General features: G+C 68.5%; 25 protein-coding genes and 1 pseudogene. 8 read left to right on the top strand and 18 right to left on the bottom strand.

The annotated features are described in order from the left end of the window. From B3E43_RS00550 to tpiA, 3 genes and pseudogenes are all read right to left on the bottom strand, one after another. Nucleotides 1–218, bottom strand: a pseudogene (locus B3E43_RS00550) (CTP synthetase); the annotation flags it as partial. 88 nt (nt 219–306) lie between these two features. Then, nucleotides 307–723, bottom strand: a complete 417-nt coding sequence (gene secG, locus B3E43_RS00545) for a preprotein translocase subunit SecG (protein ID WP_292025921.1) — start codon at nt 721–723, stop codon at nt 307–309. Between the two features lie 83 nt (nt 724–806). After that, complete coding sequence (tpiA, locus tag B3E43_RS00540; RefSeq protein ID WP_292025919.1) at nt 807–1,553, bottom strand: triose-phosphate isomerase; 747 nt, start codon at nt 1,551–1,553, stop codon at nt 807–809. A 285-nt stretch (nt 1,554–1,838) separates the two neighbouring features. Here tpiA and B3E43_RS00535 point away from each other — a divergent pair, with 285 nt between their 5' ends. Next, the gene (locus tag B3E43_RS00535; protein ID WP_292025916.1) at nt 1,839–3,767 is read left to right on the top strand and encodes a peptidylprolyl isomerase; all 1,929 of its coding nucleotides are present in this window, start codon (nt 1,839–1,841) and stop codon (nt 3,765–3,767) included. Then, nucleotides 3,764–5,275, top strand: coding sequence for an anthranilate synthase component I (gene trpE, locus B3E43_RS00530; protein WP_292025915.1), 1,512 nt, complete (start codon nt 3,764–3,766; stop codon nt 5,273–5,275). The genes B3E43_RS00535 and trpE overlap by 4 nt, the downstream gene beginning before the upstream one ends. Here trpE and B3E43_RS00525 read toward each other — a convergent pair. Next, entirely contained in the window at nt 5,272–5,454 is a 183-nt protein-coding gene (locus B3E43_RS00525; RefSeq protein WP_292025912.1) for a peptidoglycan-binding protein, read from the bottom strand. The two genes, trpE and B3E43_RS00525, sit on opposite strands and share 4 nt — an antisense overlap. A gap of 104 nt (nt 5,455–5,558) precedes the next feature. On the opposite strand from B3E43_RS00525, the gene B3E43_RS00520 reads away from it, so the two are divergent. From B3E43_RS00520 to lexA, 4 genes are all read left to right on the top strand, one after another. Continuing rightward, nucleotides 5,559–6,149 (top strand): anthranilate synthase component II, encoded by a 591-nt coding sequence (locus B3E43_RS00520; protein WP_292025910.1) that lies wholly within the window; start codon nt 5,559–5,561, stop codon nt 6,147–6,149. Further along, nucleotides 6,149–7,183, top strand: coding sequence for an anthranilate phosphoribosyltransferase (trpD, locus tag B3E43_RS00515; RefSeq protein ID WP_292025908.1), 1,035 nt, complete (start codon nt 6,149–6,151; stop codon nt 7,181–7,183). Before B3E43_RS00520 ends, trpD begins: the two co-directional genes overlap by 1 nt. Next, nucleotides 7,180–7,971 (top strand): indole-3-glycerol phosphate synthase TrpC, encoded by a 792-nt coding sequence (gene trpC, locus B3E43_RS00510; protein WP_292025906.1) that lies wholly within the window; start codon nt 7,180–7,182, stop codon nt 7,969–7,971. Before trpD ends, trpC begins: the two co-directional genes overlap by 4 nt. Nucleotides 7,972–8,066: 95 nt before the next feature. Next, a complete protein-coding gene (gene lexA, locus B3E43_RS00505; RefSeq protein ID WP_292025904.1) occupies nt 8,067–8,759 on the top strand; it encodes a transcriptional repressor LexA in 693 nt (230 codons plus the stop codon). Here lexA and B3E43_RS00500 read toward each other — a convergent pair. Beyond that, on the bottom strand, nt 8,740–10,887 hold the full coding sequence (locus B3E43_RS00500) for a ComEC/Rec2 family competence protein (protein ID WP_292025902.1): 2,148 nt from the start codon (nt 10,885–10,887) through the stop codon (nt 8,740–8,742). The two genes, lexA and B3E43_RS00500, sit on opposite strands and share 20 nt — an antisense overlap. Here B3E43_RS00500 and gltX point away from each other — a divergent pair. Continuing rightward, nucleotides 10,886–12,310, top strand: a complete 1,425-nt coding sequence (gene gltX, locus B3E43_RS00495) for a glutamate--tRNA ligase (RefSeq protein WP_292025900.1) — start codon at nt 10,886–10,888, stop codon at nt 12,308–12,310. The two genes, B3E43_RS00500 and gltX, sit on opposite strands and share 2 nt — an antisense overlap. A 65-nt stretch (nt 12,311–12,375) precedes the next feature. Then, nucleotides 12,376–13,677, top strand: a complete 1,302-nt coding sequence (gene gltA / locus B3E43_RS00490) for a citrate synthase (RefSeq protein ID WP_292025898.1) — start codon at nt 12,376–12,378, stop codon at nt 13,675–13,677. Between the two features lie 59 nt (nt 13,678–13,736). Here the strand turns inward: gltA and B3E43_RS00485 are convergent, their stop codons facing one another. The 13 genes from B3E43_RS00485 to frr all read right to left on the bottom strand — a co-directional run bounded on the left by B3E43_RS00485 (nt 13,737) and on the right by frr (nt 26,432). Further along, entirely contained in the window at nt 13,737–14,306 is a 570-nt protein-coding gene (locus B3E43_RS00485) for a hypothetical protein (RefSeq protein WP_292025896.1), read from the bottom strand. A 138-nt stretch (nt 14,307–14,444) separates the two neighbouring features. Next, nucleotides 14,445–15,614, bottom strand: a complete 1,170-nt coding sequence (gene lpxB, locus B3E43_RS00480; RefSeq protein ID WP_292025893.1) for a lipid-A-disaccharide synthase — start codon at nt 15,612–15,614, stop codon at nt 14,445–14,447. Continuing rightward, nucleotides 15,611–16,453: a UDP-2,3-diacylglucosamine diphosphatase gene (gene lpxI / locus B3E43_RS00475; RefSeq protein WP_292025891.1), complete on the bottom strand. Its 843-nt coding sequence runs from the start codon at nt 16,451–16,453 to the stop codon at nt 15,611–15,613. The genes lpxB and lpxI overlap by 4 nt, the downstream gene beginning before the upstream one ends. After that, the gene (lpxA, locus tag B3E43_RS00470; RefSeq protein WP_292025889.1) at nt 16,450–17,238 is read right to left on the bottom strand and encodes an acyl-ACP--UDP-N-acetylglucosamine O-acyltransferase; all 789 of its coding nucleotides are present in this window, start codon (nt 17,236–17,238) and stop codon (nt 16,450–16,452) included. The genes lpxI and lpxA overlap by 4 nt, the downstream gene beginning before the upstream one ends. Further along, complete coding sequence (gene fabZ / locus B3E43_RS00465; RefSeq protein ID WP_292025887.1) at nt 17,235–17,702, bottom strand: 3-hydroxyacyl-ACP dehydratase FabZ; 468 nt, start codon at nt 17,700–17,702, stop codon at nt 17,235–17,237. The genes lpxA and fabZ overlap by 4 nt, the downstream gene beginning before the upstream one ends. Nucleotides 17,703–17,728: 26 nt before the next feature. Next, nucleotides 17,729–18,730 (bottom strand): UDP-3-O-(3-hydroxymyristoyl)glucosamine N-acyltransferase, encoded by a 1,002-nt coding sequence (lpxD, locus tag B3E43_RS00460; RefSeq protein WP_292025885.1) that lies wholly within the window; start codon nt 18,728–18,730, stop codon nt 17,729–17,731. A 10-nt stretch (nt 18,731–18,740) separates the two neighbouring features. Next, nucleotides 18,741–19,316 (bottom strand): OmpH family outer membrane protein, encoded by a 576-nt coding sequence (locus tag B3E43_RS00455; RefSeq protein ID WP_292025883.1) that lies wholly within the window; start codon nt 19,314–19,316, stop codon nt 18,741–18,743. A 32-nt stretch (nt 19,317–19,348) separates the two neighbouring features. Continuing rightward, nucleotides 19,349–21,799, bottom strand: a complete 2,451-nt coding sequence (gene bamA / locus B3E43_RS00450; RefSeq protein WP_292025880.1) for an outer membrane protein assembly factor BamA — start codon at nt 21,797–21,799, stop codon at nt 19,349–19,351. Between the two features lie 32 nt (nt 21,800–21,831). Further along, nucleotides 21,832–23,046: a M50 family metallopeptidase gene (locus B3E43_RS00445; protein ID WP_292025878.1), complete on the bottom strand. Its 1,215-nt coding sequence runs from the start codon at nt 23,044–23,046 to the stop codon at nt 21,832–21,834. A 22-nt stretch (nt 23,047–23,068) separates the two neighbouring features. Continuing rightward, nucleotides 23,069–24,265, bottom strand: a complete 1,197-nt coding sequence (gene dxr, locus B3E43_RS00440) for a 1-deoxy-D-xylulose-5-phosphate reductoisomerase (protein WP_292025876.1) — start codon at nt 24,263–24,265, stop codon at nt 23,069–23,071. Beyond that, nucleotides 24,262–25,077, bottom strand: coding sequence for a phosphatidate cytidylyltransferase (locus B3E43_RS00435; protein ID WP_292025873.1), 816 nt, complete (start codon nt 25,075–25,077; stop codon nt 24,262–24,264). The genes dxr and B3E43_RS00435 overlap by 4 nt, the downstream gene beginning before the upstream one ends. Next, a complete protein-coding gene (gene uppS, locus B3E43_RS00430; protein WP_292025871.1) occupies nt 25,077–25,844 on the bottom strand; it encodes a polyprenyl diphosphate synthase in 768 nt (255 codons plus the stop codon). Before uppS ends, B3E43_RS00435 begins: the two co-directional genes overlap by 1 nt. 30 nt (nt 25,845–25,874) lie before the next feature. Then, nucleotides 25,875–26,432 (bottom strand): ribosome recycling factor, encoded by a 558-nt coding sequence (gene frr, locus B3E43_RS00425; protein ID WP_055829332.1) that lies wholly within the window; start codon nt 26,430–26,432, stop codon nt 25,875–25,877. Nucleotides 26,433–26,435 lie beyond the last annotated feature (3 nt).

The following is a 26,435-nucleotide window of genomic DNA, read 5'->3' as shown; positions in this document are numbered from 1 at the left end:
CCCAGGTCGAGGTCGGTCTCGGCGCCGTCGTCCGTGACGAAAACCTCGCCATGCTGATACGGGCTCATCGTGCCCGGATCGACGTTCAGATAGGGGTCGAGCTTACGAAGGCGAACCTTGTAGCCGCGCGCTTGCAGGAGCGCGCCGAGAGCGGCGGATGCGAGGCCTTTTCCCAAGGAGGAAACCACGCCGCCGGTGATGAACACGTAACGGGCCATGGGAGATCACCCTACCGCTGATTCGGGCGGCAAACTGCGGAGACTTTGAGGGCGGGAGAGGAAGGCGGGGATAAGCTCCCCGCCCATCCTAATTTGCGGGAGCCGGCTGGGCCGGAGCCGGGGCGGCGGAGACGCCCGACAGGCTGGATTCCAGATCCTGCAGCGACGGCGCGGCCGGTTGCGCAGGCGCCGCCGGATCAACGGCCGGCGCTGCGTCCGTCGTCGTCGGAGCGATCAGCTCGCCCACGGCGTCGGCGTCGACGATAGAGCGGTTGGAACGCTCAACGTTGCCGAGAATGGTCAGGCCGATCGCGCAGGCGAAGAACAGGGTGGCCAGAACCCATGTCGTCTTGGTCAGCAGATTGCCTGCGCCCCGCGCGGTCATGAAGCCAGACGGCCCGCCGCCCATTCCGAGGGCGCCGCCCTCCGAACGCTGAATCAGGATCACGCCGGCAAGCGCGATCGAGATGAGGATCATGGCGACGAGGAGAATGGTCTGGAGCATGGCAGCCGATATGTGTGGCGCAAGGCGGCGCCGATCAAGCGGCGGCGTCTAACATTGATGCGGGACGGGAGCAAACGTGCGGTTCACGCCCCGCGGATGATCCCGAGAAAATCCGCCGCCTTCAGCGAGGCGCCGCCAACCAGGGCGCCGCCGACTTCCTGCGCCGCGAGGATTTCGCGGGCGTTGTCCGGCTTGACCGAGCCGCCGTACAGGATCGGCGTCGCGGCCACGCCCAGCCCCAGTCGCTCGATCATCGCCGCGCGGACGGCGCGGTGGACTTCCTCGATCTGCTCCAGCGTGGGCGTCAGGCCGGTGCCGATGGCCCAGACCGGTTCATAGGCCACGGCGAAGTCCCGGCCGGCCAGCGCCAGCGGCAGGGAGGCCATGATCTGGCTGCGCACCACCTCGACGGCCCGTCCCGCCTCGCGCTGCTCCAGTGTCTCGCCGACACAGATGATCGGCGACAGGCCCGCGGCCAGGGCCGCCTCGGCCTTGGCCGCCACCAGGGCGTCGGTCTCGCCATGCCCCTGACGGCGTTCGGAATGGCCGAGGATCACCAGCGTCGCGCCGGCATCCTTCAGCATGGCCGCCGAGATATCGCCGGTGAAGGCGCCGTGGGTCTCGGCCCGGCAGTCCTGCCCGCCAATCTCGATGCCGCCACCGGCCGCCTGCGCCATCCGCTCGATCAGGGTCGCGGGCGGACACAGGGCGACGCGGCAGGCCGGAGCCGCCTCGGCCAGCGCGGCGCGCAGCGCCGCCACCTCGTCCAGGCTCGCGCCCAGACCGTTCATCTTCCAGTTTCCGGCGATCAGTTTTGCGGATTTCATCATCCGCGCTTTCTATGCGGCGCCTTCCGACAAGCCAAGCGTCTCCCTCCCCCGAAATGGGGAGGGAGGGCGAAGCGCAGCGGAGCCCGGGTGGGGAACGCCAGTCCCGCACCGCCGGAGCCCGGCTTCACACCTCCCCACCCGGTCGCGTCGCGACCACCCTCCCCATAAAGGGGTGGGAGAACCGACCCGGCGTGGCCCAACAATCATGCCATCGTCTTGCCGTGCGGGGCGCTGACACCCTATAGGCCAAGCAGCACCCTTGCCGCTGATCCGCCAGGACCGACCATGCTCACCGCCTTCCGTACCTTCGCCAAATCGAAATGGGCCATCGGCCTGCTGGTCCTGCTGGCGCTCGGCCTGGTGGTCACCGGCGGATCGCAGATGGATGTTCTGGCCAACCTCGGTCCGAAACATGTGGTTTCGGCCGGCGACCGCAACTTGAGCCAGGTGGAGTTCCGCGGCGAACTGGACCGTATCCGCGAGCAGGCGCAGCAGCAGGCCGGACGGGCCCTGACCTTCGAGGAGCTGATCGGCGAAGGCGGCCTGCGCCAGTATCTGGAGCAGAAGTCGCAACAGCTCGGCTTCGTAAACTGGGCCTGGAAGGCCGGCATTCGCCCCGGCAAGGAGCTGGTCCTGCGCCAGATCCGGCAGGCTCCCGCCTTCTTCGACAGCGTCACGGGCCAGTTCAGCGAGGAGCAGTATCGCACCGCCCTGGCGGAGGGGAACGCCACGCCCGAGATGTTCGAGGCGCAGTTGCGCGACCAGTATTCCACTCAGCACTATGGCGCCGCCCTCGGCGCCGGCATGCGGTTGCCGCGCATCTATGGCGCCATCCTCGCCAGCCAGGCGCTTGAGACCCGCGACGCCCGCTGGTTCACCGTTACCCAGGCGATGGCCGGCACTGCGGGTACGCCGACCGACGCCCAGCTGACCGCTCTCATGAACCAGAACGCCGATCAGCTGCGGATGCCTGAGTCCCGCACCGCCTCGGTCGTGCTCTTCGACGATGGCGCAACCGGCGCGGTGGCGCCGACCGAGGCTCGTATCGAGGAGCGGTTCAACTTCCGTCGCGACGCCCTGTCGCTGCCCGAGAGGCGCACCTTCGTCACCCTGACCGCGCCGAACCGCGCCGCCGCCGACCGCATCGCCGCCGCCCTGCGCGCCGGTCAGTCCCCGGCCGAGGTCGCCCGCGCCAACAGCATCCAGCCCGCCGAATACAACGACACGCCGCGCAGCGCCCTCGGCGACCCGGCTGTGGCCGCCGCCGTCTTCGGTCTGGCCGCCAACCAGGTGTCCGCCCCGGTCCAGGCCGGCGTGGGCTTTGTCGTGGCCAAGGTCACCGGCATCCAGCCGGGCCGCGCCGCGACCCTGGCCGATGTCCGCGAACAGGTGATCGCCGAGCTGCGCGCCGAGGACGCCCGCGCGTCCGTCTATCGCCGGGTCGAGGCCTATGAGAAGGCGCGCCAGGACGGCAAGACGCTGGACGTCGCCGTGCGCGAGGTCGGCGCCCGGGTCATCCAGATTCCGCCGATCCGTCAGGACGGCAAACTCCGCAACGGTCAGGACATCAATCCGGCCCTGCCGCCGCAACTAATCCAGACCATGTGGAGCCTCAGCAAGGGCGCCGAGAGCGAAGTCGTCGACATGGGACAGGGCCAGTATTTCGTGGTCCGCCTCGACGACATCCTGCCCGCGGCCCTGCCGCCCCTGGCCGGCATCCGTGAGCCCCTGGCCCAGCAATGGGTGCTGCGCGAGAATGCCCGCCTGCTCAGCGCGCGCGCCAACGCCCTGGCCGCCCGGGTGCGCGGCGGCGAGGACCTGGCCGCCGTTGCCGCCTCGGTCGGCGCCACCCTGCAGACGGGAACCGGCCTGAACCGCCAGTCCGCCGAACAGAACGGCCAGGGCGTCATCGCCGGCGTGTTCGGCAGCGGCCGCGGCCAGCCGTTCTCGCAGCAGAACACGGTCGACACCTTCGTCATCGGCCGCACGGACCGCATTGCCGCCGCGGTGCCGGCGCTGGCGGCTCCGGTTGCTGAACAGTTCCGTCAGCGCATGGCCGGCGACCACGTCAACGCCGTCGGCGAGACAGCCATCGCCGCCGCCGCCGCCCGCAGCAAGGCGGAGTTCGACGAGCCGCTGGCCCGGACGTCCCTGGGCCTGCCGGCCGAAGCGCCCGCCGCTCCCGCATCGCCGGGCGCCGCGCCGGCTCAATGACGACCGGCGGCGAAGGCGGCTTCGCCGATTTCGAGCGCGGCTGGTCGCAGGGCCAGCCCCAGGTCGTCATCCGCCGGCTGGTGGATGACCTCGAGACGCCGGTCTCGGCCTTCCTCAAGGTCGGGCACGGCCGCACCCACGCCTTCCTGCTGGAATCGGTCGAGGGCGGCGCCGTCAACGGCCGCTATTCGATCATCACCCGCGAGCCGGATGTCGTCTGGCGCTGCCGTGGCGGCGCCGCTGAGCTGGCGCGAGGCGATGACATCACCGCCAACCGGTTCAGGCCTGAAGCCGCCGACGCCCTGACGTCCCTCCGCGCTCTGATGGCGGCGTCGCGGTTCGACCTGCCGGACGGCCTGCCGCCCATGGCCGCGGGCCTGTTCGGCGTGTTCGGCTATGACATGGTCCGCCTTCTCGAGCCGCTGGGCGCGCCCAATCCCGACCCGCTCGACCTGCCCGACGCCGTCCTGACCCGTCCCTCGCTCGTCGCCATCTTCGACTCTGTCAGCCACGAGATCGTGCTCGTCTCGGCCGCCTATCCCGACAGTGGTCTGAACGCCCGGCCGGCCTTCGACGCCGTCGTGGCGCGGTTGGACCAGTTCGAGGCCGATCTGCGCCGGCCATTGCCGGCCCTTCCCGCCCCGCGCGAGACCGCGATCGAGCCCTTCCGTTCGCCTGTCGGGGACGCCGACTTCGCCGCCATGGTCGGCCGGGCACAGGACTATATCGCCGCCGGCGACATCTTCCAGGTCGTGCTCAGCCATCGGTTCGCAGCACCATGGGCCGGCGAGCCGTTCGCCTTCTACCGCTCATTGCGGCGTCGGAACCCGTCCCCCTATCTGTTCTATCTCGACTTCGGCGACTTCCAGCTGGCCGGGTCCAGCCCGGAAATCCTCGTGCGCCTCAAGGACGGCCGCGTCACCATCCGCCCCCTCGCCGGCACCCGACCGCGCGGCGAGACGCCCGAGGCCGACCGCGCACTCGAGGCCGAACTGCTCGCCGATCCCAAGGAGCGGGCCGAGCATCTGATGCTGCTCGACCTCGGCCGCAACGACGTCGGCCGCGTCGCCGCCCCCGGCACGGTCGAGGTGATCGAGAGCTTCCGCGTCGAACGCTACAGCTCGGTCATGCACATCGTCTCCGAGGTCCAGGGCGACGCCCATCCCGACCTCGACGCCGTGGACACCCTTCTGGCCGCCCTCCCCGCCGGCACCCTGTCCGGCGCGCCCAAGGTCCGGGCCATGGAGATCATCGACGAGCTGGAGAGCGAGAAGCGCGGCGTCGGTTACGGCGGCGGCGTCGGCTACATCTCCGCGGGAGGCGAGGCCGACATCTGCATCGTGCTCAGGACCGCCCTGTTCGCCGACGGCAAGATCCATGTCCAGGCTGGCGCCGGCGTCGTCGCCGACAGTGATCCTGCCGCTGAATATGCCGAAACCCTCGCCAAGGCCCGCGCGCCCATGCGCGCCGCCGAGGACGCCTGGCGCTATCCGTTCGGAAACCGCTAGGGCTGGGAAGAGGCCGCCGTCTCGTCGAACCGCACGCCCGGCCCCAGCACCATCACACCGGCCATCAGAACCGCCGCCATCGCCGCCAGGGCGGCCGCGCCGAGGGCCGCATAGGGGCTGGGCCGCGTCGTGGACGGCGTCAGCAGGGTGCGCGCCTTGGTGATGCTGTTGTGCGCCATGGAACTCCCCGATCCGAGCGGGCAGGTTCGGGCGGGTTCGGTTAACGAAGACTTACCGTCACAGCGGCTTGGCGCGGCCACCGGCAGCCCCTAGAAGCCGCTCCATGATCCTCGTCGTCGACAACTACGACAGCTTCACCTGGAACCTCGTCCACTACCTCGCGGAGCTGGGCGCGGAGACGCGTGTCGTGCGCAATGACGACCTGACCGCCGCCGAGGCCTGGGCGCTGAAGCCCGAAGCCGTCCTGCTCTCGCCCGGCCCGTGCACGCCCAACGAGGCCGGCATCTGCCTCGCGATGCTCGACACCGCGCCGCTGGACATGCCGATCTTCGGCGTCTGCCTGGGCCATCAGGCCATGGGCCAGGCCTTCGGCGGCGAGGTGATCCGCGCCAAGGCCCTGATGCACGGCAAGACCTCGCCGATCGAGCACGACGGCCGCAGCGTCTTCAAGGGCCTGCCCTCGCCCTTCACCGCCACCCGCTACCACTCACTGGCCGTCCGTCGCGAAACCCTGCCGGACGTGCTCGAGGTCACCGCCTGGACCGCTGACGGCGAGATCATGGGTCTGGCCCACAGGACCCGTCCGATCCACGGCGTCCAGTTCCATCCCGAGTCCATCGCCACCGAACACGGCCACGACCTGCTCGCCAACTTCCTCGATCTGGCCAACGTCAAACGCGCGGCGATGGTCTGATGGCCGACACCTTCAAACCCCTCCTGGCCAAGCTGGTCGACGGCCGGATCCTGTCGGCTGACGAGGCGCACGCCTTCTTCGCCGCCTGCCTGCGCGGCGAACCGACTCCGGCCCAGGTCGCCGCCGCCGTCACCGCCCTGCGCATTCGCGGCGAGACGGTCGAGGAGATCGCCGCCTTCGCCACCGCCATGCGCGAGGCCGCGCGGACGCTCGACCACCCCTATGACGCCATCGACACCTGCGGCACCGGCGGCGACGGCCAGCACACCTTCAACATCTCCACCGCCGCCGCCCTGGTTCTGGCCGGCGCGGGTCTGAAGGTCGCCAAACACGGCAACCGGGCCATGAGCTCAAAGTCCGGCTCGTCCGACGTCCTGTCGGTGCTCGGCGTCAATCTGCAGGCCAGCCCGGCCCAGCAGCGCCGCTCGCTCGACGAGGCCGGCATCGCCTTCCTGTTCGCCCCCGCCTACCACGGCGCCATGCGCCACGTCGGGCCGGTGCGGGCCGAGATCGGCTTCCGCACCGTGTTCAACCTGCTGGGCCCCCTGTCCAATCCGGCCGGCGCCAGGCGCCAGGTCATGGGCGTCTATGACCCGCGCCTGCTCGAGCCGCTGGCCGAGGTGCTGGGCCGGCTCGGCGCGACCCGCGCCTGGACCGTCCACGGCCAGGGCCTCGACGAACTGACCACCACGGGCGAGACCGAGGTCGCGGAATGGAAGGACGGCGCCGTCCGCCGCTTCACCGTCGCGCCCGAGGACGCCGGCCTGCCTCGCGCCGACCTCGCCGACCTGCGCGGCGGCGATGCGGAAGAGAACGCGGAGGCCCTGCGCGCCCTGCTCGAAGGAGCGAAGGGCGCCTATCGCGACATCGTCCTGCTCAACGCCGCCGCCGCCCTCGTCGTCGCGGACCGCGCCGCTGATCTGACCGAGGGCGCGGCCCTGGCGGCGGCGGTCATCGACGATGGCCGCGCGGCGAGGGCCCTCGCCGATCTGGTCGAGGCAACCAACACCGTCATCGAGGAAGACCCGGCGTGAGCGACGTCCTGGCGTCGATCGCCGCCTACAAGCGCATCGACGTGTCCGCCCGCAAGGCCGCGACCTCGCAGGACGCGATCGAGTCCTTGGCGCGCACCGCATCGCCCCCGCGCGGCTTCCGCGCCGCCCTCGAACGCCACGTCGAGCGCACCGGTCGCCCCGCCCTGATCGCCGAGATCAAGAAGGCCAGTCCGTCCAAGGGACTGATCCGCGCCGACTTCGACCCGCCCGCCCTCGCCCGCGCCTATGAGCGCGGCGGCGCGACCTGTTTGTCGGTCCTGACCGACGGCCCCAGCTTCCAGGGCGACGACGCCTTCCTCGTCGCCGCCCGTGACGCCGTCGCCCTCCCCTGCCTGCGCAAGGACTTCCTCGTCGATCCCTGGCAGGTGGCCGAGAGCCGCGCCCTGGGCGCCGACTGCATCCTGATCATCCTCGCCATGATCGACGACTCACTGGCGGAGGAGCTTCTCTCTGAGGCCGGGCGCTTCGGCATGGACGCCCTGATCGAGACCCACGACGAGGTCGAAATGGCCCGTGCCTGCAAGCTGGGCGGCGATCTGGTGGGGATCAACAACCGATCCCTGCGGACGTTCGAGGTCGATCTGGCCGTCACTGAACGCCTCGCCATCCTCAGCCCCGTCCGCGCCCTGCTGGTCGCCGAGAGCGGCATCTTCACGCCCGACGACGTGCAGCGGGTTTCGGACGCGCATGCGCAGGCGGTGCTGGTCGGTGAGAGCTTGATGCGGCAGGCGGACGTCGAGGCGGCGACGCGCGAACTGATGCAGTAACCGGACCTTAACCGGAACAGCACAGGAACACCCTGTGGACGTTTGCGGTTTGTTCCGCTAGCGTTCCTGCAACGGGATTCGTCTTCGAGGTCGCCATGCTCACGCGCAAACAGCACGAACTGCTGATGTTCATCCACGAACGGATCAAGGAGACCGGCGTCTCCCCCTCGTTCGACGAGATGAAGGAGGCGCTCGATCTGGCATCCAAATCAGGCATCCACCGGCTGATCACGGCGCTTGAGGAACGCGGCTTCATCCGGCGTCTGGCGCACCGCGCCCGGGCGCTCGAGGTCACCAAGATGCCGGATCAGGCCACGGCGGGCGCGCCGCGCGGCCGGGCGGGCTTCGCGCCTTCGGTGATCGAGGGCGGCGGCCGCCCGATGGCCGCCGAACCGGCCAATGACACCCGAGAACTGTCGCTGATGGGCAAGATCGCCGCCGGCACCCCTATCGCCGCCATTGAGCATGAGACGGCCCGCTATCCGGTGCCCGAGGCCATGCTGGGCGCGGGCGAACACTATCTGCTCGAGATCGAGGGCGACTCCATGATCGAGGCCGGCATCCTCGACGGCGACATGGTGATCATCAAATCGACCGACACCGCCACCTCCGGCGAGATCGTCGTGGCCCTGGTCGAGGGCGAGGAAGCCACCCTGAAGCGGCTGCGCAAGAAGGGCGCTTCGATCGCGCTGGAGCCCGCCAACCGCAACTACGAAACCCGCATCTTCGGCCCCGACCAGGTCGAGGTCCAGGGCAAGCTGGTCGGCCTCATCCGCCGCTATCACTGACCCACGGCCGGTCGCCCCGCACCTCGGCGGACCAGACGGCGCGCCAGCGGTTGGCTGACACCGGCCCGTCCCGCCACAGCTCGACGGACCCGCCGCGGGCGTAGTCCGCGCCGTCCAGCACCAGCCGTCCCTCGCATGAGGCCGGCAGCACTGCGAGCGGCGCGCGCACGCTGACCACCGGCGCCGAGCGGCACAGCGCATCAACCTGCTCCAGCGATGGCGCCCGACGGCCCCACCACATCGCCAGCGGTCCGGCTTCGGGCTCCGCCGGCGCGCAGGAAAACCGCGTACAGACCCAACCCTCTGTCGCCCTCTCCACAGGCGCCACGCCCCGGCGGCGGGTCCAGACATCGACTGCGAACTGCCGCACGCCTGTCCGCACGACCACCGCCTCGCCGCCCTCGACCCAGGCTGCATTGGTCCCGCCGTCGCCGATCCACAGGTCCGGCGTCGGATCGCGCGGCCACAGCATCACGGCCGCCGCGAACGGCAGGCCCAGCCAGCGCAACGGGCCCCGCCACAGGCAGCAGAACAACACCCCGAGAAATGCGATGGGCAGGACGAAGCCGGGCGCGCTGGCCACCGTCCTGACCGCACCCGGCAGACCCGCCGTCCACTCGCCGATCGCCAGCATCACCCCGATCCCCTGCCCCGCCATCCACAGAAAGGGCCCACCCAGCCCCACCGGCTCCAGCAGGGCTCCGAGCGCCAGGAACGGCATGATGATGAAGTCGGACAGGGGCGCGGTCGCCAGATTGGCGACCAGTCCATACATGGCGGTGCGGTTGAAATGTTGCAGGGCGAACGGCCCCGTGGCCGCTCCCGCCACCAGACTGGCCATCACGGCGATCCCCAGCCAGGCGCCGGCACGCTGAACGAACAGGATCGGCCACGGCGTGGATATCTCACGCGGCCGCACGGGCCATGCCTCGACCAGCGCGACGAGCGCCGCCGTCGCCGCGAACGACATCTGAAAGCCGGGTGTGACGATGGCCTCGGGCTGGAGCAGCAGGACCACAAAGGCCGCCACCGCCAGCGCATGCATGGTGATGGCCTGCCGGTCCAGCAGCACGGCCAGAAACGCGATCGAGGCGGTGATCGCCGCCCGCTCGGCCGGCGGCGGATGCCCTGACACCACCAGATAGGCCCCGACCGCCAACAGCCCCGCCCAGGCCGCCACCTTCTTGCCGGAGACCCGCAACGCCAGCCACGGCCAGGCCGCAACCAGCAAACGCACCAGAAAGAAGGCGAACCCTCCGACCACGGCCATATGCAGGCCCGAGATCGACAGGATGTGCGCCAGGCCGGAATCCCGCATCACATCGACCTGCGCCGGATCCAGCCAGGCCTCGTGCCCGGTGGTCATGGCGGCCGCGACTCCGCCCGTCCGCTCGCCCTGCCGCGCCACGATCCGCTTCGCGAGGTCATAACGCAGCCCGTTGACCGCCATGGCCGCCCGGACCTCCCATGGCGGCGGCGACAGATAGGCAGGCCGCGTCTCACCCAGCGCAAAGGCGACCCCGCCCATGCTCTGGAAATACGCATTGCGGCCGAAGTCATAGGCCCCCGGGCTGGCCGGGGCAGGAGGTGGATTGAGGATAGCGAACAGGCGCACCGCCTCGCCCGGCTCCGGCGCCGCGCCGCGCACCGTGGCCCGCAGCCGCTCGGGCGTGTCCTCCGGCGCCAGTCCCTCGATGCGGACCGGCGCGACCACCACCCGTGGCCCGGCCGCACCCGGACTGTCGACATCGATGACCCAGCCCTCGACCACCGTCGGCCGGTCCATGGCCGGCGCGATCGGCGCCGCCACCGCATCGGTCCGCAGCTTGGCCACGGCGATCCCGAGAGCGAAACACGCCAACAGCATCAGCCCAAGCGTCCACACCCGCGCCAGCCCCATCCGACGCGCCCCGAACCAGAGTCCCGCCGCCAGCACGGCGCCGGCGATCAGCGGCCAGACCGGCGGCTCGGTCTTCAGAGAAAAATAGGCGGCGCAGCCGCCCCCGAAGGCCACCGGGGCCCACAGCCGCCAGCGCAAGGTCTGGTCGGCAACCTGTTCACGCAGGAAATCGCGGGCCCGCGCGGCGAGGCTGGGATTCACCGGCGCCGGCGCTATAACGCCCGCCATGACCTCCCCCTCCGACTCCAGACCCGCTGTCGTCACGCGTTTCGCCCCTTCGCCCACGGGTTCCCTGCACATAGGAGGCGCCCGGACGGCGCTTTTCAACTATTTGTATGCAAGGCGTCACAACGGGAAGTTTCTGGTCCGGGTCGAGGACACCGATCGCGAACGGTCCACGGACGGGGCTGTCAAAGCGATTTTCGACGGTCTGAGCTGGCTGGAGCTTTTCGCTGACGAGGAGCCGGTATTCCAGTACAGCCGCGCCGACCGCCATAGAGAGGTCGTCAACGACCTGCTGGAGCGCGGCGGCGCCTACCGCGATTTCACCTCGGCCGAGGAGACCGGCCGCCTGCGCGATCTGGCCAAGGCCGAGCGCCGGACCTTCGAGTCACCCTGGCGAGACCGCGAGCCGACCGTCGACGACCTGAGCCAGTCCCACGTCGTCCGCTTCCGCCGTCCCCTGCCCGGCAAGGTCATCGTCGAGGACGAGGTCCAGGGCACGGTCAGCTGGTCCAATGACGACCTCGACGATCTGGTCCTGCTCCGCAGCGACGGCGCGCCCACCTACAATCTCGCCGTGGTGGTCGATGATCACGACATGGGCGTCACTCACGTGATCCGCGGCGACGACCACCTGAACAACGCCGCCCGCCAGAGCCTGATTTACGACGCCCTCGGCTGGACCCGGCCGAGCTTCGCCCACATTCCCCTGATCCACGGACCTGACGGAGCCAAACTGTCGAAGCGGCACGGGGCCCAGGCCGTCCATGAATACGCCGAGATGGGCTATCTGCCCGAGGCCATGCGCAACTATCTGGCCCGGCTGGGCTGGGCCCATGGCGACGACGAACTGTTCAATGACGCCCAGGCGCAGGCGTGGTTCGACCTGACCGGCGTGGGCAAGGCGCCCGCCCGGCTGGACTTCGACAAGCTGGCCCACGTCAACGCCCACTGGATCCGCCTGGCCGACGACGATCGGCTGGCCAAGATGACGCTCGACGTCCACCTCGCCCGCGGCCACGCCCTCGGCCCGGACGACGAGGCCCGGCTGCTGCGCGCCATGCCCTTCATCAAGGACCGCGCGAAAACCGTCCTCGAACTCGCCGACCAGAGCGCCTTCGCACTCAAGGTCCGGCCGCTGGCCATCTATGAGAAGGCCCTGCCGATGCTGAGCGGCGAATCAGGCGAGCGCATCGGCCGCCTGCGCGACCGCCTCAGACTGTTCGCCAGCTGGGACGTCTTCGCCCTCGAGACCGAGCTCAAGGTCTTCGCCGAAGAAGAGGCCGTCGGCTTCGGCAAGATCGGTCCTGCCGTACGCGCCGCCCTGACAGGCGACGGCGTTTCGCCCGATATCGCCAAAACGCTGGCGGCTTTGGGGCGCGAAGAAAGCCTCGGGCGCTTGGATGATGCGCTGCAACAGACTATCTGACATCTCACACACCCTGCGACCGCCGCCTCCCCGCGCCAGACCGCAGACTGAACCAAGGGGCTGATATGACCGAACAAGCCAAACCCGCCGGCACGGCGACCCTTTCCTACGGCGGCAAGACCGTGGACCTGCCCGTGCTTTCGGGTTCAACCGGCCCCGACGTGATCGACATCCGAAAGCTGTACGGGGCGACGGACGCCTTCACCTACGACCCGGGCTTCACCTCCACGGCCGCCTGCGAGAGCGGCATCACCTTCATCGACGGCGATGTCGGCACCCTGCTGCACCGCGGCTATCCGATCGATCAGCTGGCGTCGAAGTCCAACTTCATCGAGGTCTGCCACCTGCTGCTGCACGGCGAGCTGCCGACGGCCGCCGAGTACGAGGCCTTCGAGCGCAACATCACGACCCACACCATGTTGCACGCCCAGTTTGATCGCTTCTTCGAGGGCTTCCGCCGCGACGCCCACCCGATGTCGATCATGGTCGGGACCGTGGGCGCCCTGTCGGCCTTCTATCACGACAGCCTGGATATCCATGACCCGGTCCAGCGCAACATCTCGGCTATCCGCCTGATCGCCAAGATGCCGACCATTGCGGCCCGGGCATTCAAATACTCGATCGGCCAGCCTTTCGTGTCGCCGCGCAACGACCTCAACTACGCCGAGAATTTCCTGCGGATGTGTTTCGCGGTTCCGGCCGAGGACTATGTCGTCAATCCGGTACTGGCCAGGGCCATGGACCGGATCTTCATCCTGCACGCCGACCACGAGCAGAACGCCTCGACCTCGACCGTCCGTCTGGCCGGCTCGTCGGGCGCCAATCCGTTCGCCTGTATCGCCGCCGGCATCGCCTGCCTTTGGGGCCCGTCGCACGGCGGCGCCAATGAAGAGGCGCTCAACATGCTCAAGGAGATCGGCACCCCGGACAAGATCCCGGAGTTCATCGAGGGCGTGAAGGCCAAGAAATACAAGCTGATGGGCTTCGGCCATCGCGTGTACAAGAACTACGATCCGCGCGCCAAGGTCATGAAGGAGAGCGCCGACGAGGTGCTGGCCGCCGTCGGCGATCCCAACGATCCCCTGTTCCAGGTCGCCAAGGAACTGGAGCGGATCGCCCTGAACGACGAATATTTCATCGAGCGCAAGCTGTTCCCGAACGTCGACTTCTATTCGGGCATCACCCTGTCGGCGATGGGCTTCCCGACCTCGATGTTTACCGTGCTGTTCTCCCTGGCCCGCACCGTCGGCTGGATCGCCCAGTGGCAGGAAATGATGGCCGACCCCGGCCAGAAGATCGGCCGTCCGCGCCAGCTCTACACGGGGCCGACCGAACGGGACTATGTGCCGATCCAGTCGCGAGGCTGAGTCTCTCGCCAGAAAGAAAAACGCCGGAGCCTTGGCTCCGGCGTTTTTCTTTGATCGAACTAAAGCGTAACGGCCGTGTCCGTCGCCTTCTCCGCCGCCGTCCGGAAGAGTCCGCCGGATAGAATCCACATGGCGCTGAAGACGCTCGTACCCATCACCACCTCATAGAGGCCGGCATTGCCCGGCGAGGTCCATCCCCGGGCCAGCGCGATCACGCCGACCGAAACCTGGGCCGCGGCGGCGGCGGACATCGCCCAAGCCATGCCCTTCGCCTTGAAGCCGGCGATCACCGAACCGAGAACTGCAACAGCGATCACACCGGCGAACATCAGGTTCGCTGGATTGTCCTCATTGCCGAGGAAGCCGACCGCGCCGTTGACCCAGATCAGCAGGAAGGCGGCGGCAAGCGCCAGCCCCGCGCCGGCCCGGTACGCAAGGCTGCCTGACGCCCAAACGACCAGTTCCAGAACCAGCCCTGCCCCGCCGAGCAGGGCGCCGGCCACGATGTAGTCAAAAAGGGTCCAGGGCGCGCCCGTGATCAACGGCAGCAGCAGGATCAGCGCCGCTGCACCCCAGCCGATCCGTCGCCAGAGAAGTCCGCGCGGTCCGCGTTCGGTTTGGGTCGTCATGGTCGTGCCAGCCTGCTCAGGTTCGAGATGAACGTCCCGATAGGCTCCCGCGCTGCTGAGCGGCATGAGCAAGTTGTGATCATTCCCTGAATAGCACCGACAGCGCGATCCTTGGCGAATGCGTCCCTGGCGGACCGGCTACTGCCCGGCTTTTCCCGCGATCACGCGCAGCACCGCGTCCGCCGCGATCTCCGACGGGTCGCGCCCCTCGCGGCCCATCAGATCCAGCGCCGCCGTCTGCCGTTGGGCCTGCGCCCGCCGCGCATCCGGGTCAGCCAGCAGACGCCCCACTTCGGCCGCGACCATCTCGGGGGTGGCGTCGTTCTGGATCAGCTCGCGAGCGATCTCCTCGCCTGCGGCATGGTTGAACAGGGTGGCGTATTTCCCCGTGAAGAACGGCTTCATGATCGCATAGCTGAGCGGCTGGAAACGGTAGGCGATCACCGTCGGTGCCCCTGCCAGCGCCAGCTCGGTCGAGACCGTGCCGCTGGTTGCCAGGGCCACGGTGGCCGCGCGCATGGCGGCGTATTTGTGGTTCTCGCCGACCACATGTGCCCGGAATGGCCAGGTCGCGACCCGCGCCGTAACATCCGCCGCGACGGTCCCGGCGGCGACCACGGCGATCTCCAGCGTCGGATCGGCGGCCTTCAGCCGGGCGATAGCGGCCTCATAGACGGGCGTCATCAGACGGATTTCAGACGGTCGGCTGCCGGGCAGGACGACCAGCAGGGGCGCCCCTGCCGCGATCCCCCGCTCCGCGCGGAAGGCGGCCGGATCGGCGCTGCTCATGTCGACGTGCAGCGCCTGGGATCCGACGACCGTCGTCGCAAGGCCTTCACGCTCGAACCACGGCGCGTCAAAGGCGTAGAGGGCCAGAAGGTGATCGACCGCCGCCGCAAGGGTCTTCGCCCGTCCCGGCCGCGAGGCCCAGACCTGCGGCCCGACATATTTGATCAGCGGCACGCCCGGCAGGGCCGCCCTCAGGGCCTTGGCCACCCGGATGGTGAATCCCCAGCTGTCGATCAGCACCACGGCGTCGGGCCTCTCCGCCATGCCCAGCGCCACCGTGTCGGCGACCCTGCGCTTGACGATCCCGTAGGCCTTCAGGCCTTCCAGCCAGCCGTGAATGGAGAGCTCGGCGATATCGAAGGGGCTCCGGACGCCCTGCTCCGCCATCCGCGGCCCACCGACCCCGACAAAGGTCACCTCCGCCCCCAGCCGCACCTTGAGCGCTCCGGCCAGACCCGCGCCCAGTGCATCGCCCGAGGCCTCGGCGGCGACCAGCATGATCTTCAGCGGCCGGCTCATCGCGCGCTCCCCGGCGCCTCACCCCAGACGAACAGGCCCAGCCGGTCGGCGGCCTCGATCAGCCCGGCCTGATCGATCAGGATCAGCTTTCCGGCCACGCCGCCGACCCCGGCCAGCCCCGCCGCGGCGGCCATCTCGATGGTTCGGGCGCCGATCACCGGCATGTCCACCCGCAGGTCCTGGATCGGCTTGGGCGCCTTGCCGAGCACGCCCTTGCGGTCGGTCGCCGAGCCACGCAGATCAGCGGGCAGGCCCGCGACCCGCGCCAGCATGGCGTCCGTACCCTCCTGGGCCTCGACCGCCAGCACGAGGCCGTCGCAGACGACCGCCCCTTGGCCGATGTCGAGTTCACCGGCCTTTTCAGCGACGTACAGCGCCTTCCTCAGATCTGACAGCTGCGCCTGGGTCGGCTGAACCGATCCCAGCGCCCCGACTGGCAGGGTCTCACCGCCCAGAATGTCGTCGGCCCCCTCGATAACGTAGCCCTCAGCCTCGAACACCGACAGGATCTTGCGTAGCAGGGCGTCATCGCCCTTGGTCGCCGCCGCGATGATCCCGGGCAGCAGGGCCGCGCCCTTCAGGTCCGGTTTCAGCGTCTTGAAGTCCGGGCGGCTGACCGTTCCCGCGAAACAGACGCCGGTGCAGCCCGCCTTCTTCAGCGCCGACAGGATCTTGCCGAACTCGGCCATGCCGGCCTCGATGCCCGGATAGCGCGCCAGATGCACGTCAGCGAAGCCGGCCAGCCGAACTACGAACACCGGCCGGCCTTCGGCCTCGCAGCGCGCCGCCACCGATACCGGCAGAGCCCCGCCCCCGGCGATAAGGCCGAGCTTGCTCATTCGCCCGGCAGGCAAAGGGGACGTTTGCCGTCCTCTCGTATGAAGGCGACGATCTCCATGATCTCCGGCAGATCGGCATAGCCGGCCTCCACCGCGTCCAGGCGGTCGGCGAAGGTCCCGCCGCCCTCGAACAGCTCGCGATAGGCAGCGAGCAGACGGCGGATGGCGGTCTTGTCGTAGCCCTTGCGCTTCAGGCCGATCAGGTTGAGCCCGTGCAGCCGCGCGTGATTGCCCCAGGCAGAGCCATAGGGGATGACGTCGCGCGTCACGGCCGCAAGCCCGCCGACGATGGCGCCCTGCCCGACCCGACCAAACTGGTGCACCGCGCAAAGCCCGCCGAGGAAGACCCGGCTCCCGACCCGCGAATGTCCACCGAGCGTGGCATGGTTGGCGAAGGTAACGTGATCGCCGACGACCGCATCGTGACCGACATGGGCGCCGGTCATGAACAGGCAGTTGTCGCCGATTGTCGTCAGCTGGCGGTCGCCAGGCGTACCGCGGTTGAAGGTGCAGTGCTCGCGAATGACGTTGTCGCACCCGATCTCCAGGCGCACCGGTTCGCCCTTGTACCCACCGTGCTGCGGATCGCCTCCGATCACCGAGAAGGGGTGAACGATGGTGCGCGCCCCGATCGCTGTGTCCTGCTGGACCACGACGTGGCTGACCAGCCGGACGTCCTCGGCCAGGGACACGCCCGGCCCGACGACGCACCACGGCCCAACCTCGACGCCGTCGGCCAGTACGGCGCCGCTGTCGACCAGGGCTGTCGGGTGAATCCGGCTCACGACGCGGCCGACTTGTCGACGGTGACCATCATGGCCGCGAAATCGGCCTCGGACGCCAACTTATCGTCGATGAAGGTCTCGCCTCGGAATTTGAAGATGTCACCGCGGATCTTCGTCACCGACACCTTCATCTTGAGCTGGTCGCCGGGCCGGGCCGGCTTGCGGAAGCGGACGCCGTCAATGGACATGAACATGATGATCTTGCCCTCGACCGTAACGTCCATCGACTTGGACATCAGCAGGGCGCCCGTCTGGGCCATGGCCTCGATGATCATCACGCCGGGCATGACGGGATCAATCGGGAAATGCCCCGGGAAATAGGGCTCGTTGTGGGTGACGTTCTTGATGCCGGTGATCGAGGTGTTCGGAACGAAATCCTCGGCCTTGTCGACCAGCAGGAAGGGATAGCGGTGCGGCAGCCTGCGCATCACCTCGGCGTAGTCGATCTTGCCGTCGTCGCTCATCCTGCGGCCTTCCTCGCCGACGGCGCCTACGAACGCGCCTTTCCTGACGCCTGTTTGGCGAGCCAGACCGCTTCGCGCAAGGACTGTCGGATCGGTTTGGCCGGATAGCCCGACCAGGTCTCGCCGGCCGGAATATCGGACAGAACGCCGGCGCCACCCGCCACGCGGGCGCCCTCGCCGATGCGGATATGGTCGCCGATCCCCGCCTGGCCGCCGAATATGACGTTGTCGCCGACAATGCAGGAGCCCGAAATGCCGGTATGGGCGGCCATGAGACAATTCCGGCCGATGACGCAGTTGTGGGCGATCATGACCAGATTATCGATCTTTGTGTTCTCGCCGACGACCGTGTCATCGTAGGCCCCGCGGTCGATGCAGGAGTTGGCGCCGACCGTCACGCCGTCCTGCAGGATCACCCGGCCCAACTGGGGCACATCGACCGGACCGGCCTTCGACTGCGCCGCTCCGAACCCGGCCTCGCCGATGCGAACGCCCGACAAAAGGCGGACACGGTCACCGATCAGGGCGAAACAGACGCTGACATTGGAGCCGATGACGCAGTCGCGGCCGATCTGGACGCCGGGACCGATCACGCTGTTGGCCCCGATGCGCGTGCCCCGCCCGATCCGCGCGCCGGCGCCGAGGACCACCCCGGGCTCGAACACGACGGTATCATCCTCGGCCACGCTGTCGCGGGCAGCCTCCTGAAGTGGGACAGGCCGGTGAAGGAACATCGACGCCCGCGCCCAGGCGGCCTGCGGCTCATCGGAAACGATTATGGCGGTGTGTTCGGGCGCGGCCTCCAGCCCGGCAGCAGGCAGGATCACGCCTCCGGCCCGGGTCTCGGCCAGGGCCGTCAGGAATTTGCGGCCACCCAGAAAGGCGACGTCCCCGGCCTCCGCGGATCCGAGGGGCGCGACGGCGGAGACCTTCCGGTCTCCGCCCCGCAGGACTTCGCCCCCGATCCGTTCGGCCAGCTCCGCCACGCTGAGCGCGGGCAGGCTGTCGAAGAAGCGCGGATCGGGCATGGCGGCCTTGTTACTGCTGTTGGGCCGGCACTTCGAGACGGTTGAAGGACACCGACGGCAGGGCCGTGTTCAGGCGCTGGATGACGATGTCGGTGACGTCCATGGCCGGGTTGGAGATATAGACCGCGGAACGGTCCAGCATCAGGCCGCAGCCGCGCTCCTGATAGACGGCGACCAGGATCGGGTCAGCCGACTGGGCGATCGTCCGGATCTGCATCTGCTGGGTGTATTGCAGTTCGGCCTGACGGCGCTGCTCAAGCTGTTGAGCTTCTTCGGCGCGCGCCCGCCAGGCGCGCATGCGCGAACCATCCGGGTCAGCGGCCTGGCCGCCCTGCTGCAGGGCCTGGGCCTCGGTCTGCAGGGTGGCGCCGTACGGGGCGAGCTCGCCCTGCACTTCAGTGATCAGCCGCTGCATGCCGGCCTGGACGGATTGTCCGGCGGTCGACTGGGCCAGCAGGCGGTCGTTGTGGAAGACGCAGACGCCGGGAATCACCGGACCGGGGTTGGCCGGGGCCTGGGCCTGGGCTGCGGCGGAGCCGGCGGCCAGTGACGCGAGGGCGAAAGCGCCGATTGCGAACAGTTTCATCGTGAACCTTTGATGCGGAAAAATCGCCCGCGCTAGAACTGGGTGGAGGTCGAGAAGCGGAACGTTTCTGTTTTATCGTAATCTTCCTGGCCGATGATCTGGCTGAGGTCGAAGCGGATCGGACCCATCGGCGAACGCCAGTGAATGCTGACGCCCGCGGAAGCCCGCAGGGCCAGTTCATCGACGATATTGGCGTTCGGCAGGCCGGTGGTCGTCGTCGTGTAGCGGTCATCGAGTACGCCCAGGGTGCCGACGTCGGTGAACACCGAGGTGCGGATGCCGTATTCCTCCGGCAGGCCGTTCGGGACGGTCATCTCGAGTGTGCCGATGGCGTAGAAATTACCGCCCAGGGCGTCGTTGTTGGTGCCCGGAGTCAGGTCGCGCGGGCCGATGCCGGCGGTCTCGAAGCCGCGGAAGCTGTTGCCGCCCTTGAAGAAGCGGTCGTTGATCCGGATCGGATCCCCGCCCCAACCGGCGATATAGCCCACCGAGGCCGTGGCCGTGACGATCCAGTCGGGGGTGATGCCCCAATAGGCCGAAACGTCGGCCTCGGTCTTGATGTAGTTCACGTCGCCGCCGACGCCGGCGAAGTCCTGACGCAGGGTGCCGGTCCAGCCGCGGGTCGGGCGAAGCGGATCGTTCCGGCGATCGACCAGCAGGGTGTAGCCCGCCGAGGAGTTCAGGAAGGAACCGACCTGGTCGCAAAGCGCGCTGGCGCCCTGGCTGCCGGCGCCGTTGCAATAGCCCTGCGGGACAATGATCTCGTCGCTCTTCAGGAAGTAGCGCGTGCTCAGCAGGGTGTAGCCGTTCAACGGATAGGACAGGCGCAGGCCGCCGCCCGTCGACCGGTAGTCGTACGAGGAATATTCGCTGAGGTCGTAGCGCGAGTGGAAGGCGTCGAAGCCGGCGCGCAGGTCCCGACCGAGGAATTTGGGCTCGGTGAAGCGGAAGTCGACCTGTTGGCGCAGCGAGCCCCATTCCACGCGGGCGACGACGTTCTGGCCGCGGCCGCGGAAGTTTCGCTCGGTGATGCCCAGGTTGACGACGAAGGAGTCGACCGAGCTGAAGCCCGCGCCCACCGAGAGTTCGCCGGTCGGCTGTTCCGTGACGGTGACATTGACCACCGACCGGTCGGGCGCCGTACCACGGGCCTCCTCGACGGTGACGTCCTTGAAGAAGCCAAGGGCCCGCAGATTGTTGCGCGAACGCTCCAGCAGGGTGCGGTTGAAGGCGTCGCCTTCGGTCAGCATCATTTCGCGGCGGACGACATTGTCGAGCGTACGGGTATTGCCGATCACGTTGATCCGGTCGACGTAGACCCGCTGGCCTTCCTTGACGTTGAAGGTGACATCGACGGTGTCGGTCTCGGGATTGGCGCGATAGGTCGGCTCGATCTCGACGAAGGCATAGCCCGCCGAACCGGCCGCAAAGGTCAGGGCGTCAACCGCCGACTCGATCTTGTCGCTCTCGTAGAGGTCGCCGGTCCGGATCGGCAGCAGCAGCTTCAGGAAGTCGGGGTTCAGGCGATCGTTCTCGGTGACGACATCGACGGTCCCGAAATTGTAGCGGTCGCCCTCATCCACCGTCAGGGTGATGGCGAATGAGCTGTCGTCCGGCGCCAGTTCGGAAATCGCCGACAGGACGCGGAAGTCGTAATAGCCGCGGTTGGTATAGAATTTCCGCAGCTGCTCGCGATCGTAGTCCAGCCGGTTCGGATCATAGTTGTCATTGGTCGAGAACAGGCGGTACCAAGCCGACTGTTGCGTCACCATGACCTCGCGCAGGTCGTTGTCCGAATAGGCGCTGTTGCCCAGGAAGGTGATGGCGCGCACGCCGGTCTCGGGACCCTCGTTGATCTCGAAAACCACATCGACGCGGTTCTGGTCGAGCTGGACGATCTTGGGCGTGACGGTGGCCGAGATGCGGCCCGACAGGCGGTAAAGCTCGACAATCTTGCCGACGTCTTCCTGGATCCGGGCACGGGTATAGATGCCGCGTGGCCTCAGCGTGACCTCTTCGCGCAGCTTGTCCTCGCTGACCGCGCCGTTCCCTTCAAAAACCACCTGGTTGATGATCGGGTTTTCGACGATCTCGACGATCAGGTCGCCATTCGGCTGGATGCCCAGCTGGACGTCGGCGAACAGCTGGGTGCGGGTCAGGGTGCGGACAGCGACGTCCAGCACCGCGGCGTCGACCGTGTCGCCGGGCTGGATCGGCAAATAGGACAGGACCGTGGTTTGGTCGATGCGCTGGTTTCCGCGCACCAGGATGCGGTTGATCGTCAGCCGCTCTTCCTGCCGCGGCGCGGCCTGGGCGGGAGCCGGAGGGCCGACCTGGGCCGGCGCCGGCTGGATCACCGGTGCAGCCGGAGCCGCACTCTGGGCCATGGCCGGGCCTGCCAGTCCTGCGGCGGCGGCAAGGGCCAGCAGGCTGGGGCTCAGGGCCCTGGCGAAACGAAGGGCGGACGCATCTTGTCGGATCATACGGGAAACCATCGGGGGCTGGCGTTGGCTCGTCATGCGAACCCGCCGAGGAATTTGAACAGGCTCAGCTTCTGCAGGTCGTTCCAGGTCGCGAACAACATCAATCCCGCCAGCAAAGCAAGGCCGACACGGTAGCCAACCTCCTGAACGCGCGCGGGTACTGGCCTGCGGGCCACAGCTTCGTAAGCATAGAACAGCAGATGCCCCCCATCCAGAACCGGAATCGGCAGCAGATTAACAATGCCAATTCCGATCGAAACTATGGCGGCGAACTGAAGAAACGTCAGGGCGAGGTTGGCGGCCATGTAGCCGGGGTCCGGATTCGCCGCCACAGCCTGACGGGTGACCCCGCCGGCGGCCTTGGCGATTCCCAGGGGACCGTTCAGCAGATCGCCCGATTCCTTGCCGGTGAAGATGCGCCCGAGGTAGGTCGCGGTCGTTCCGACGGTGGTTCCGATGGCCTCGACACCCTTGCCGGCCGCTTCGACCGGATTCAGCCGCCGGAAGCGGAAATCCTGCGGCAAGGGCTGCATCTCCAGCCCGATACGGGCGATCCGCACCCGGCCGGCCAGCTCGTCCTCGACCAGCAGCCGCTCCGGCGTGGCCACCAGATTCACGACCTGGCCGCCCCGGTTCACCGTGAAGCGGACCTGGTCTCCGGCGCTCATGATCACCGTGCGAGTGACTTCAAGCCCCTCTTCGACGGGGCGACCATTGACCGCCGTGATCAGGTCGCGCGGCTGGAAGCCGGCGACGGCCGCCGGGCTGCCGGGGACCACAGCGGCGACACGCGGGGCCGCGATCTGCTCACCAACCACGCTGAAAAGAAGCGTGAACAGCACCAGGGCCAGCAGAAAATTGGCCGCCGGTCCCGCTGCGACGATCAACGCCCGCTGCCAGATGGGTTTGAAATGGAAATAGTCGCGTTCGGCGCCCGCGCCGTTCTCGGCGATCACCCGCTGTCTCAGCTCCGCCAGACCGGCCTGGTCCGGCACGCTGGAGGCGTCCAGATCGCCCGAGAATTTGACGTATCCCCCCAGCGGCAGCCAGGCCAGCCGCCACTCCGTGCCATGCTTGTCCGTGCGGGCGACAATGGTCTTGCCGAAGCCGATGGAGAACCGGTCGACCTTCACGCCGAAGGCGCGGGCGACGAGGAAATGGCCGAGTTCGTGGATGGTGACGATAAACGTCAGCACCAGCAGGAAGGGCACGATGTAGAGCAGCGCCTGACCGAAAAAGCCCGTCATGCCGTTATCGGTCCCTCCGCCCTCAGGCTGCCGCCGCGATGCCGTGGATGATCGATTCCGCCATCCGTCGCGCCTGCGCGTCCACGGCCAGGGCCGCGTCGCAGGCGCTGTCGGAACCGGAATCCACCCCCGAGGCCGTCACGCGCGACAGTGTGTCGGCGACGACTGCGGCAATATTGAGAAAGCCCAGTCGACGGTCAAGGAAGGCCAGGGCCGCAACCTCGTTCGCCGCATTGAACACGATGGGCGCCGCTCCGCCCGCCTGTAACGCCTGTCGGGCGAGTTTCAGGGCCGGGAAACGGTCTTCGTCGGGCGCCTCGAACGTCAGTCGGCCCATGGCGGCGAGGTCGAGTCTCGGCGCGTTCCACGCGATCCGGTCGGGCCACGCCAGGGCATAGGCGATCGGCGTCTTCATGTCCGGCGGCCCCATCTGGGCGAGGGTCGAGCCGTCGACATATTCGACCATGCTGTGAATGATCGACTCGGGGTGCACCACCACCGCGATCCGCTCGGCCGGCATCTCGAACAGATAGGCCGCCTCGATCGCCTCGAGGCCCTTGTTGGCCATGGTGGCGCTGTCGACCGAAATCTTGGCCCCCATGCTCCAGTTCGGATGGGCGACGGCCTGTTCCGGGGTGATGGCCTTCAGGGCCTCGCGCGGCGTGGTGCGGAACGGCCCGCCCGAGGCGGTCAGGACCAGTTTGGCGACCTGCTCCGGCGCTTCATGGGGAAAGACCTGATAGATGGCGGAATGCTCGGAATCGACCGGCAACAGGCGACCGCCTGAGCGCCGGACGCGCTCGATCAACGCAGGACCGCAGCAGACCAGACTTTCCTTGTTGGCCAGGGCCAGAGTGGCGCCCGTCGCCGCCGCCGCCCAGGCCGAGCGCAGCCCCGCCGCCCCGACGATGGCCGCCATGATCCAGTCCACCGGACGCGCCGCCGCCTCAATGACCGCCTGATCGCCCGCGGCGGCCTCGATCCCGGTTCCGGCGAGGGCGTCACGCAACTCGCCCAACCGGGCCGGGTCCGCCGTCACCGCCAATTTCGGCTTCCAGCGCCGCGCCTGTTCGGCCAGCCGGGCGATATTGGCGCCGCCGGTCAGGGCCTCGACCTCGAACGCGCCGGTTCCGGCGGTCTCGGCCTGATCCATCAGATCCAGCGTCGAACAGCCGACCGAGCCGGTCGCGCCCAGCACCGTGACCCGCCGCCGGATCATGCGGCTCCGCCCGTCAGCCCGACGATCAGCCGTCCGCAGGCCACCACCACGACGGCGAACATCAGCCCGTCCACCCGGTCCAGCAGGCCCCCGTGGCCGGGGATCAGCTTGCCGGCGTCCTTGACCCCATAGCGCCGCTTGAGCGCCGACTCCCACAGGTCGCCGGCCATGGTGGCCAGCGCCGCCGCCAGCCCCAGGGCCGCGCCCCAGTATGTGCCGATACCCATGTCGAGGAAGGTTCCCAGCGCGGCGCCGGCGACCGTTCCGGCCGCGAGCCCGCCGATGAAGCCGGACCATGTCTTGTTCGGCGAGAAGCGCGGCCACAGCTTGGGCCCGCCGACCAGGCTACCGACCAGATAGGCCATGATGTCCGACGCCCAGGCGATGGCGAAGGCCGACACCGTCCAGGCCAGACCGCTCGCGGTGTCCACGTCCCGCAGCCAGATCAGCAGCACCGCCGGCCAGCCGAGGTAGAGCACGCCATAGGCGGCATCCAGCGCCTCCTGCCCGCGATTGCGCGCGAACAGACCGGCCGCCACCGCGCCGAAGACCAGCATGACGAGAGCCAGCGAAAGTTGCCCTGCGTGCGCCGCCACCACGCCCGCGACCAGGCCGAAGGCGACGGCCCCCGCCATCACCCGCCAGGCCCTGGCCGCGCTCATCGTAGCCCATTCGACGGCCAGCAGGGCGCAGGCCAGCAGCATCAGGGCCAGGAACCACAGGCCGCCGGCCCAGATGGCCAGAACCGCCGCGGGCGCCAGGATGATGGCCGATGCGGCCCTGAGGCCTATGTCGCTCGCCTTGACCGCCATCAGCCGACCGCGAGGGCGGGCGCTGCGGCCTCGGCTGGCGCAGCCCGGCCGCCGAAGCGGCGGTCGCGGTTGCGATACTGTTCGATCACGTCGGCCAGTCCGTCAGCGCCGTAGTCGGGCCAGAGGACGTTCTGATAGACCAATTCGGCGTAGGCGGCTTCCCACAGCAGGAAGTTCGACAGTCGCTGCTCGCCTGACGTGCGCACGATCACATCGACCGGCGGCGCGCCGGCGGTGGACAGGCCCAGACCCAGCGACTCCTCATCCAGCGGGCCCGTCGCCTGTCCGGCCAGCACCGCATCGACATGACGCTGGGCCGCATCGACGATGTCGGCCCGACCGCCATAGTTGAAGGCCACTTGGAGCAGGAATTTCTCGTTGTGGGCCGTCGTCGCTTCGGCCTTGTCGATGATCGCGATGATGTCGGCTGGCAGGCCCGCCCGACGCCCCAGCACCCGGACCCGGACGCCCGCCCGCTCCAGACGTTTCAGATCGCTGGTGACATAGGATCGGACCAGCCCCATGAGGTCCGAGACCTCCTCGGCCGGTCGGCTCCAGTTCTCGGTCGAGAAGCCGAACACCGTCAGGCAGCGGATGCCGAACCGGGGCGCGGCCTCAACCGTACGCTTCAACGCCTGCACGCCCTCGCGGTGCCCCATGGCGCGCGGCACGCCACGCGCCTCGGCCCAGCGCCCATTGCCGTCCATGATCAGCGCGACGTGTCGCGGGCCGTCAGTCGGCGCAGTGTGAAAGGGTTCGGCGGGCATGCGGGGCGTATCCTACGGCAATTCGCGCCGTCAAACCTGCATGATCTCAACTTCCTTGGCCCTCAAGGCCTCGTCGATCCGCTTGATGGCCGCGTCGGTGTCCTTCTGGACCTCGGTCTCCATCTTCTTCTGCTCATCCTGGCTGATCTCGCCGGCCTTCTCGGCCTTCTTGAGATCCTCATTGGCGTCGCGGCGGACGTTGCGGACGGCGATCTTCTGCTGCTCGGTGTATTTCCCTGCCAACTTGGCCAGGTCCTTGCGGCGCTCCTCGGTCAGGGGCGGGACCGGTATGCGCAGGGTCTGGCCGTCGACGATCGGGTTCAGACCCAGGCCGGCGGCGCGGATCGCCTTCTCGACCGGGCCGACCATCGACTTGTCCCAGACATTGACCGAGATCATCCGCGGCTCGGGCACGCTGATGGCGGCGACCGAGTTCAGCGGTGCGTTGGAGCCATAGGCCTGGACCTGGACGGGATCCAGCAGACCGACGTTGGCGCGGCCGGTGCGCAGGCCGTTGAACTCTTCTTTCAGGGCGGCCACGGACTTGTCCATGCGCTCGCGGTAGGTCTTCAGATCGGGCTTGGCCATGGT

Origin of the sequence: Brevundimonas sp. UBA2416, assembly GCF_002343105.1 — a bacterium.
GTDB lineage: Bacteria > Pseudomonadota > Alphaproteobacteria > Caulobacterales > Caulobacteraceae > Brevundimonas.
Note: the sequence above shows the minus strand (reverse complement) of the source record. Positions and strands in the feature narration are given on the sequence as shown.

Excerpts from the sequence above, each read along its gene's own strand:
- secG (WP_292025921.1), bottom strand. The coding sequence starts at position 723 with ATGCTCCAGACCATTCTCCTCGTCGCCATGATCCTCATCTCGATCGCG.
- tpiA (WP_292025919.1), bottom strand. The coding sequence starts at position 1,553 with ATGATGAAATCCGCAAAACTGATCGCCGGAAACTGGAAGATGAACGGT.
- B3E43_RS00535 (WP_292025916.1), top strand. The coding sequence starts at position 1,839 with ATGCTCACCGCCTTCCGTACCTTCGCCAAATCGAAATGGGCCATCGGC.
- trpE (WP_292025915.1), top strand. The coding sequence starts at position 3,764 with ATGACGACCGGCGGCGAAGGCGGCTTCGCCGATTTCGAGCGCGGCTGG.
- B3E43_RS00525 (WP_292025912.1), bottom strand. The coding sequence starts at position 5,454 with ATGGCGCACAACAGCATCACCAAGGCGCGCACCCTGCTGACGCCGTCC.
- B3E43_RS00520 (WP_292025910.1), top strand. The coding sequence starts at position 5,559 with ATGATCCTCGTCGTCGACAACTACGACAGCTTCACCTGGAACCTCGTC.
- trpD (WP_292025908.1), top strand. The coding sequence starts at position 6,149 with ATGGCCGACACCTTCAAACCCCTCCTGGCCAAGCTGGTCGACGGCCGG.
- lexA (WP_292025904.1), top strand. The coding sequence starts at position 8,067 with ATGCTCACGCGCAAACAGCACGAACTGCTGATGTTCATCCACGAACGG.
- gltX (WP_292025900.1), top strand. The coding sequence starts at position 10,886 with ATGACCTCCCCCTCCGACTCCAGACCCGCTGTCGTCACGCGTTTCGCC.
- B3E43_RS00500 (WP_292025902.1), bottom strand. The coding sequence starts at position 10,887 with ATGGCGGGCGTTATAGCGCCGGCGCCGGTGAATCCCAGCCTCGCCGCG.
- gltA (WP_292025898.1), top strand. The coding sequence starts at position 12,376 with ATGACCGAACAAGCCAAACCCGCCGGCACGGCGACCCTTTCCTACGGC.
- B3E43_RS00485 (WP_292025896.1), bottom strand. The coding sequence starts at position 14,306 with ATGACGACCCAAACCGAACGCGGACCGCGCGGACTTCTCTGGCGACGG.
- lpxB (WP_292025893.1), bottom strand. The coding sequence starts at position 15,614 with ATGAGCCGGCCGCTGAAGATCATGCTGGTCGCCGCCGAGGCCTCGGGC.
- lpxI (WP_292025891.1), bottom strand. The coding sequence starts at position 16,453 with ATGAGCAAGCTCGGCCTTATCGCCGGGGGCGGGGCTCTGCCGGTATCG.
- fabZ (WP_292025887.1), bottom strand. The coding sequence starts at position 17,702 with ATGAGCGACGACGGCAAGATCGACTACGCCGAGGTGATGCGCAGGCTG.
- lpxD (WP_292025885.1), bottom strand. The coding sequence starts at position 18,730 with ATGCCCGATCCGCGCTTCTTCGACAGCCTGCCCGCGCTCAGCGTGGCG.
- B3E43_RS00455 (WP_292025883.1), bottom strand. The coding sequence starts at position 19,316 with ATGAAACTGTTCGCAATCGGCGCTTTCGCCCTCGCGTCACTGGCCGCC.
- bamA (WP_292025880.1), bottom strand. The coding sequence starts at position 21,799 with ATGATCCGACAAGATGCGTCCGCCCTTCGTTTCGCCAGGGCCCTGAGC.
- B3E43_RS00445 (WP_292025878.1), bottom strand. The coding sequence starts at position 23,046 with ATGACGGGCTTTTTCGGTCAGGCGCTGCTCTACATCGTGCCCTTCCTG.
- dxr (WP_292025876.1), bottom strand. The coding sequence starts at position 24,265 with ATGATCCGGCGGCGGGTCACGGTGCTGGGCGCGACCGGCTCGGTCGGC.
- B3E43_RS00435 (WP_292025873.1), bottom strand. The coding sequence starts at position 25,077 with ATGGCGGTCAAGGCGAGCGACATAGGCCTCAGGGCCGCATCGGCCATC.
- uppS (WP_292025871.1), bottom strand. The coding sequence starts at position 25,844 with ATGCCCGCCGAACCCTTTCACACTGCGCCGACTGACGGCCCGCGACAC.
- frr (WP_055829332.1), bottom strand. The coding sequence starts at position 26,432 with ATGGCCAAGCCCGATCTGAAGACCTACCGCGAGCGCATGGACAAGTCC.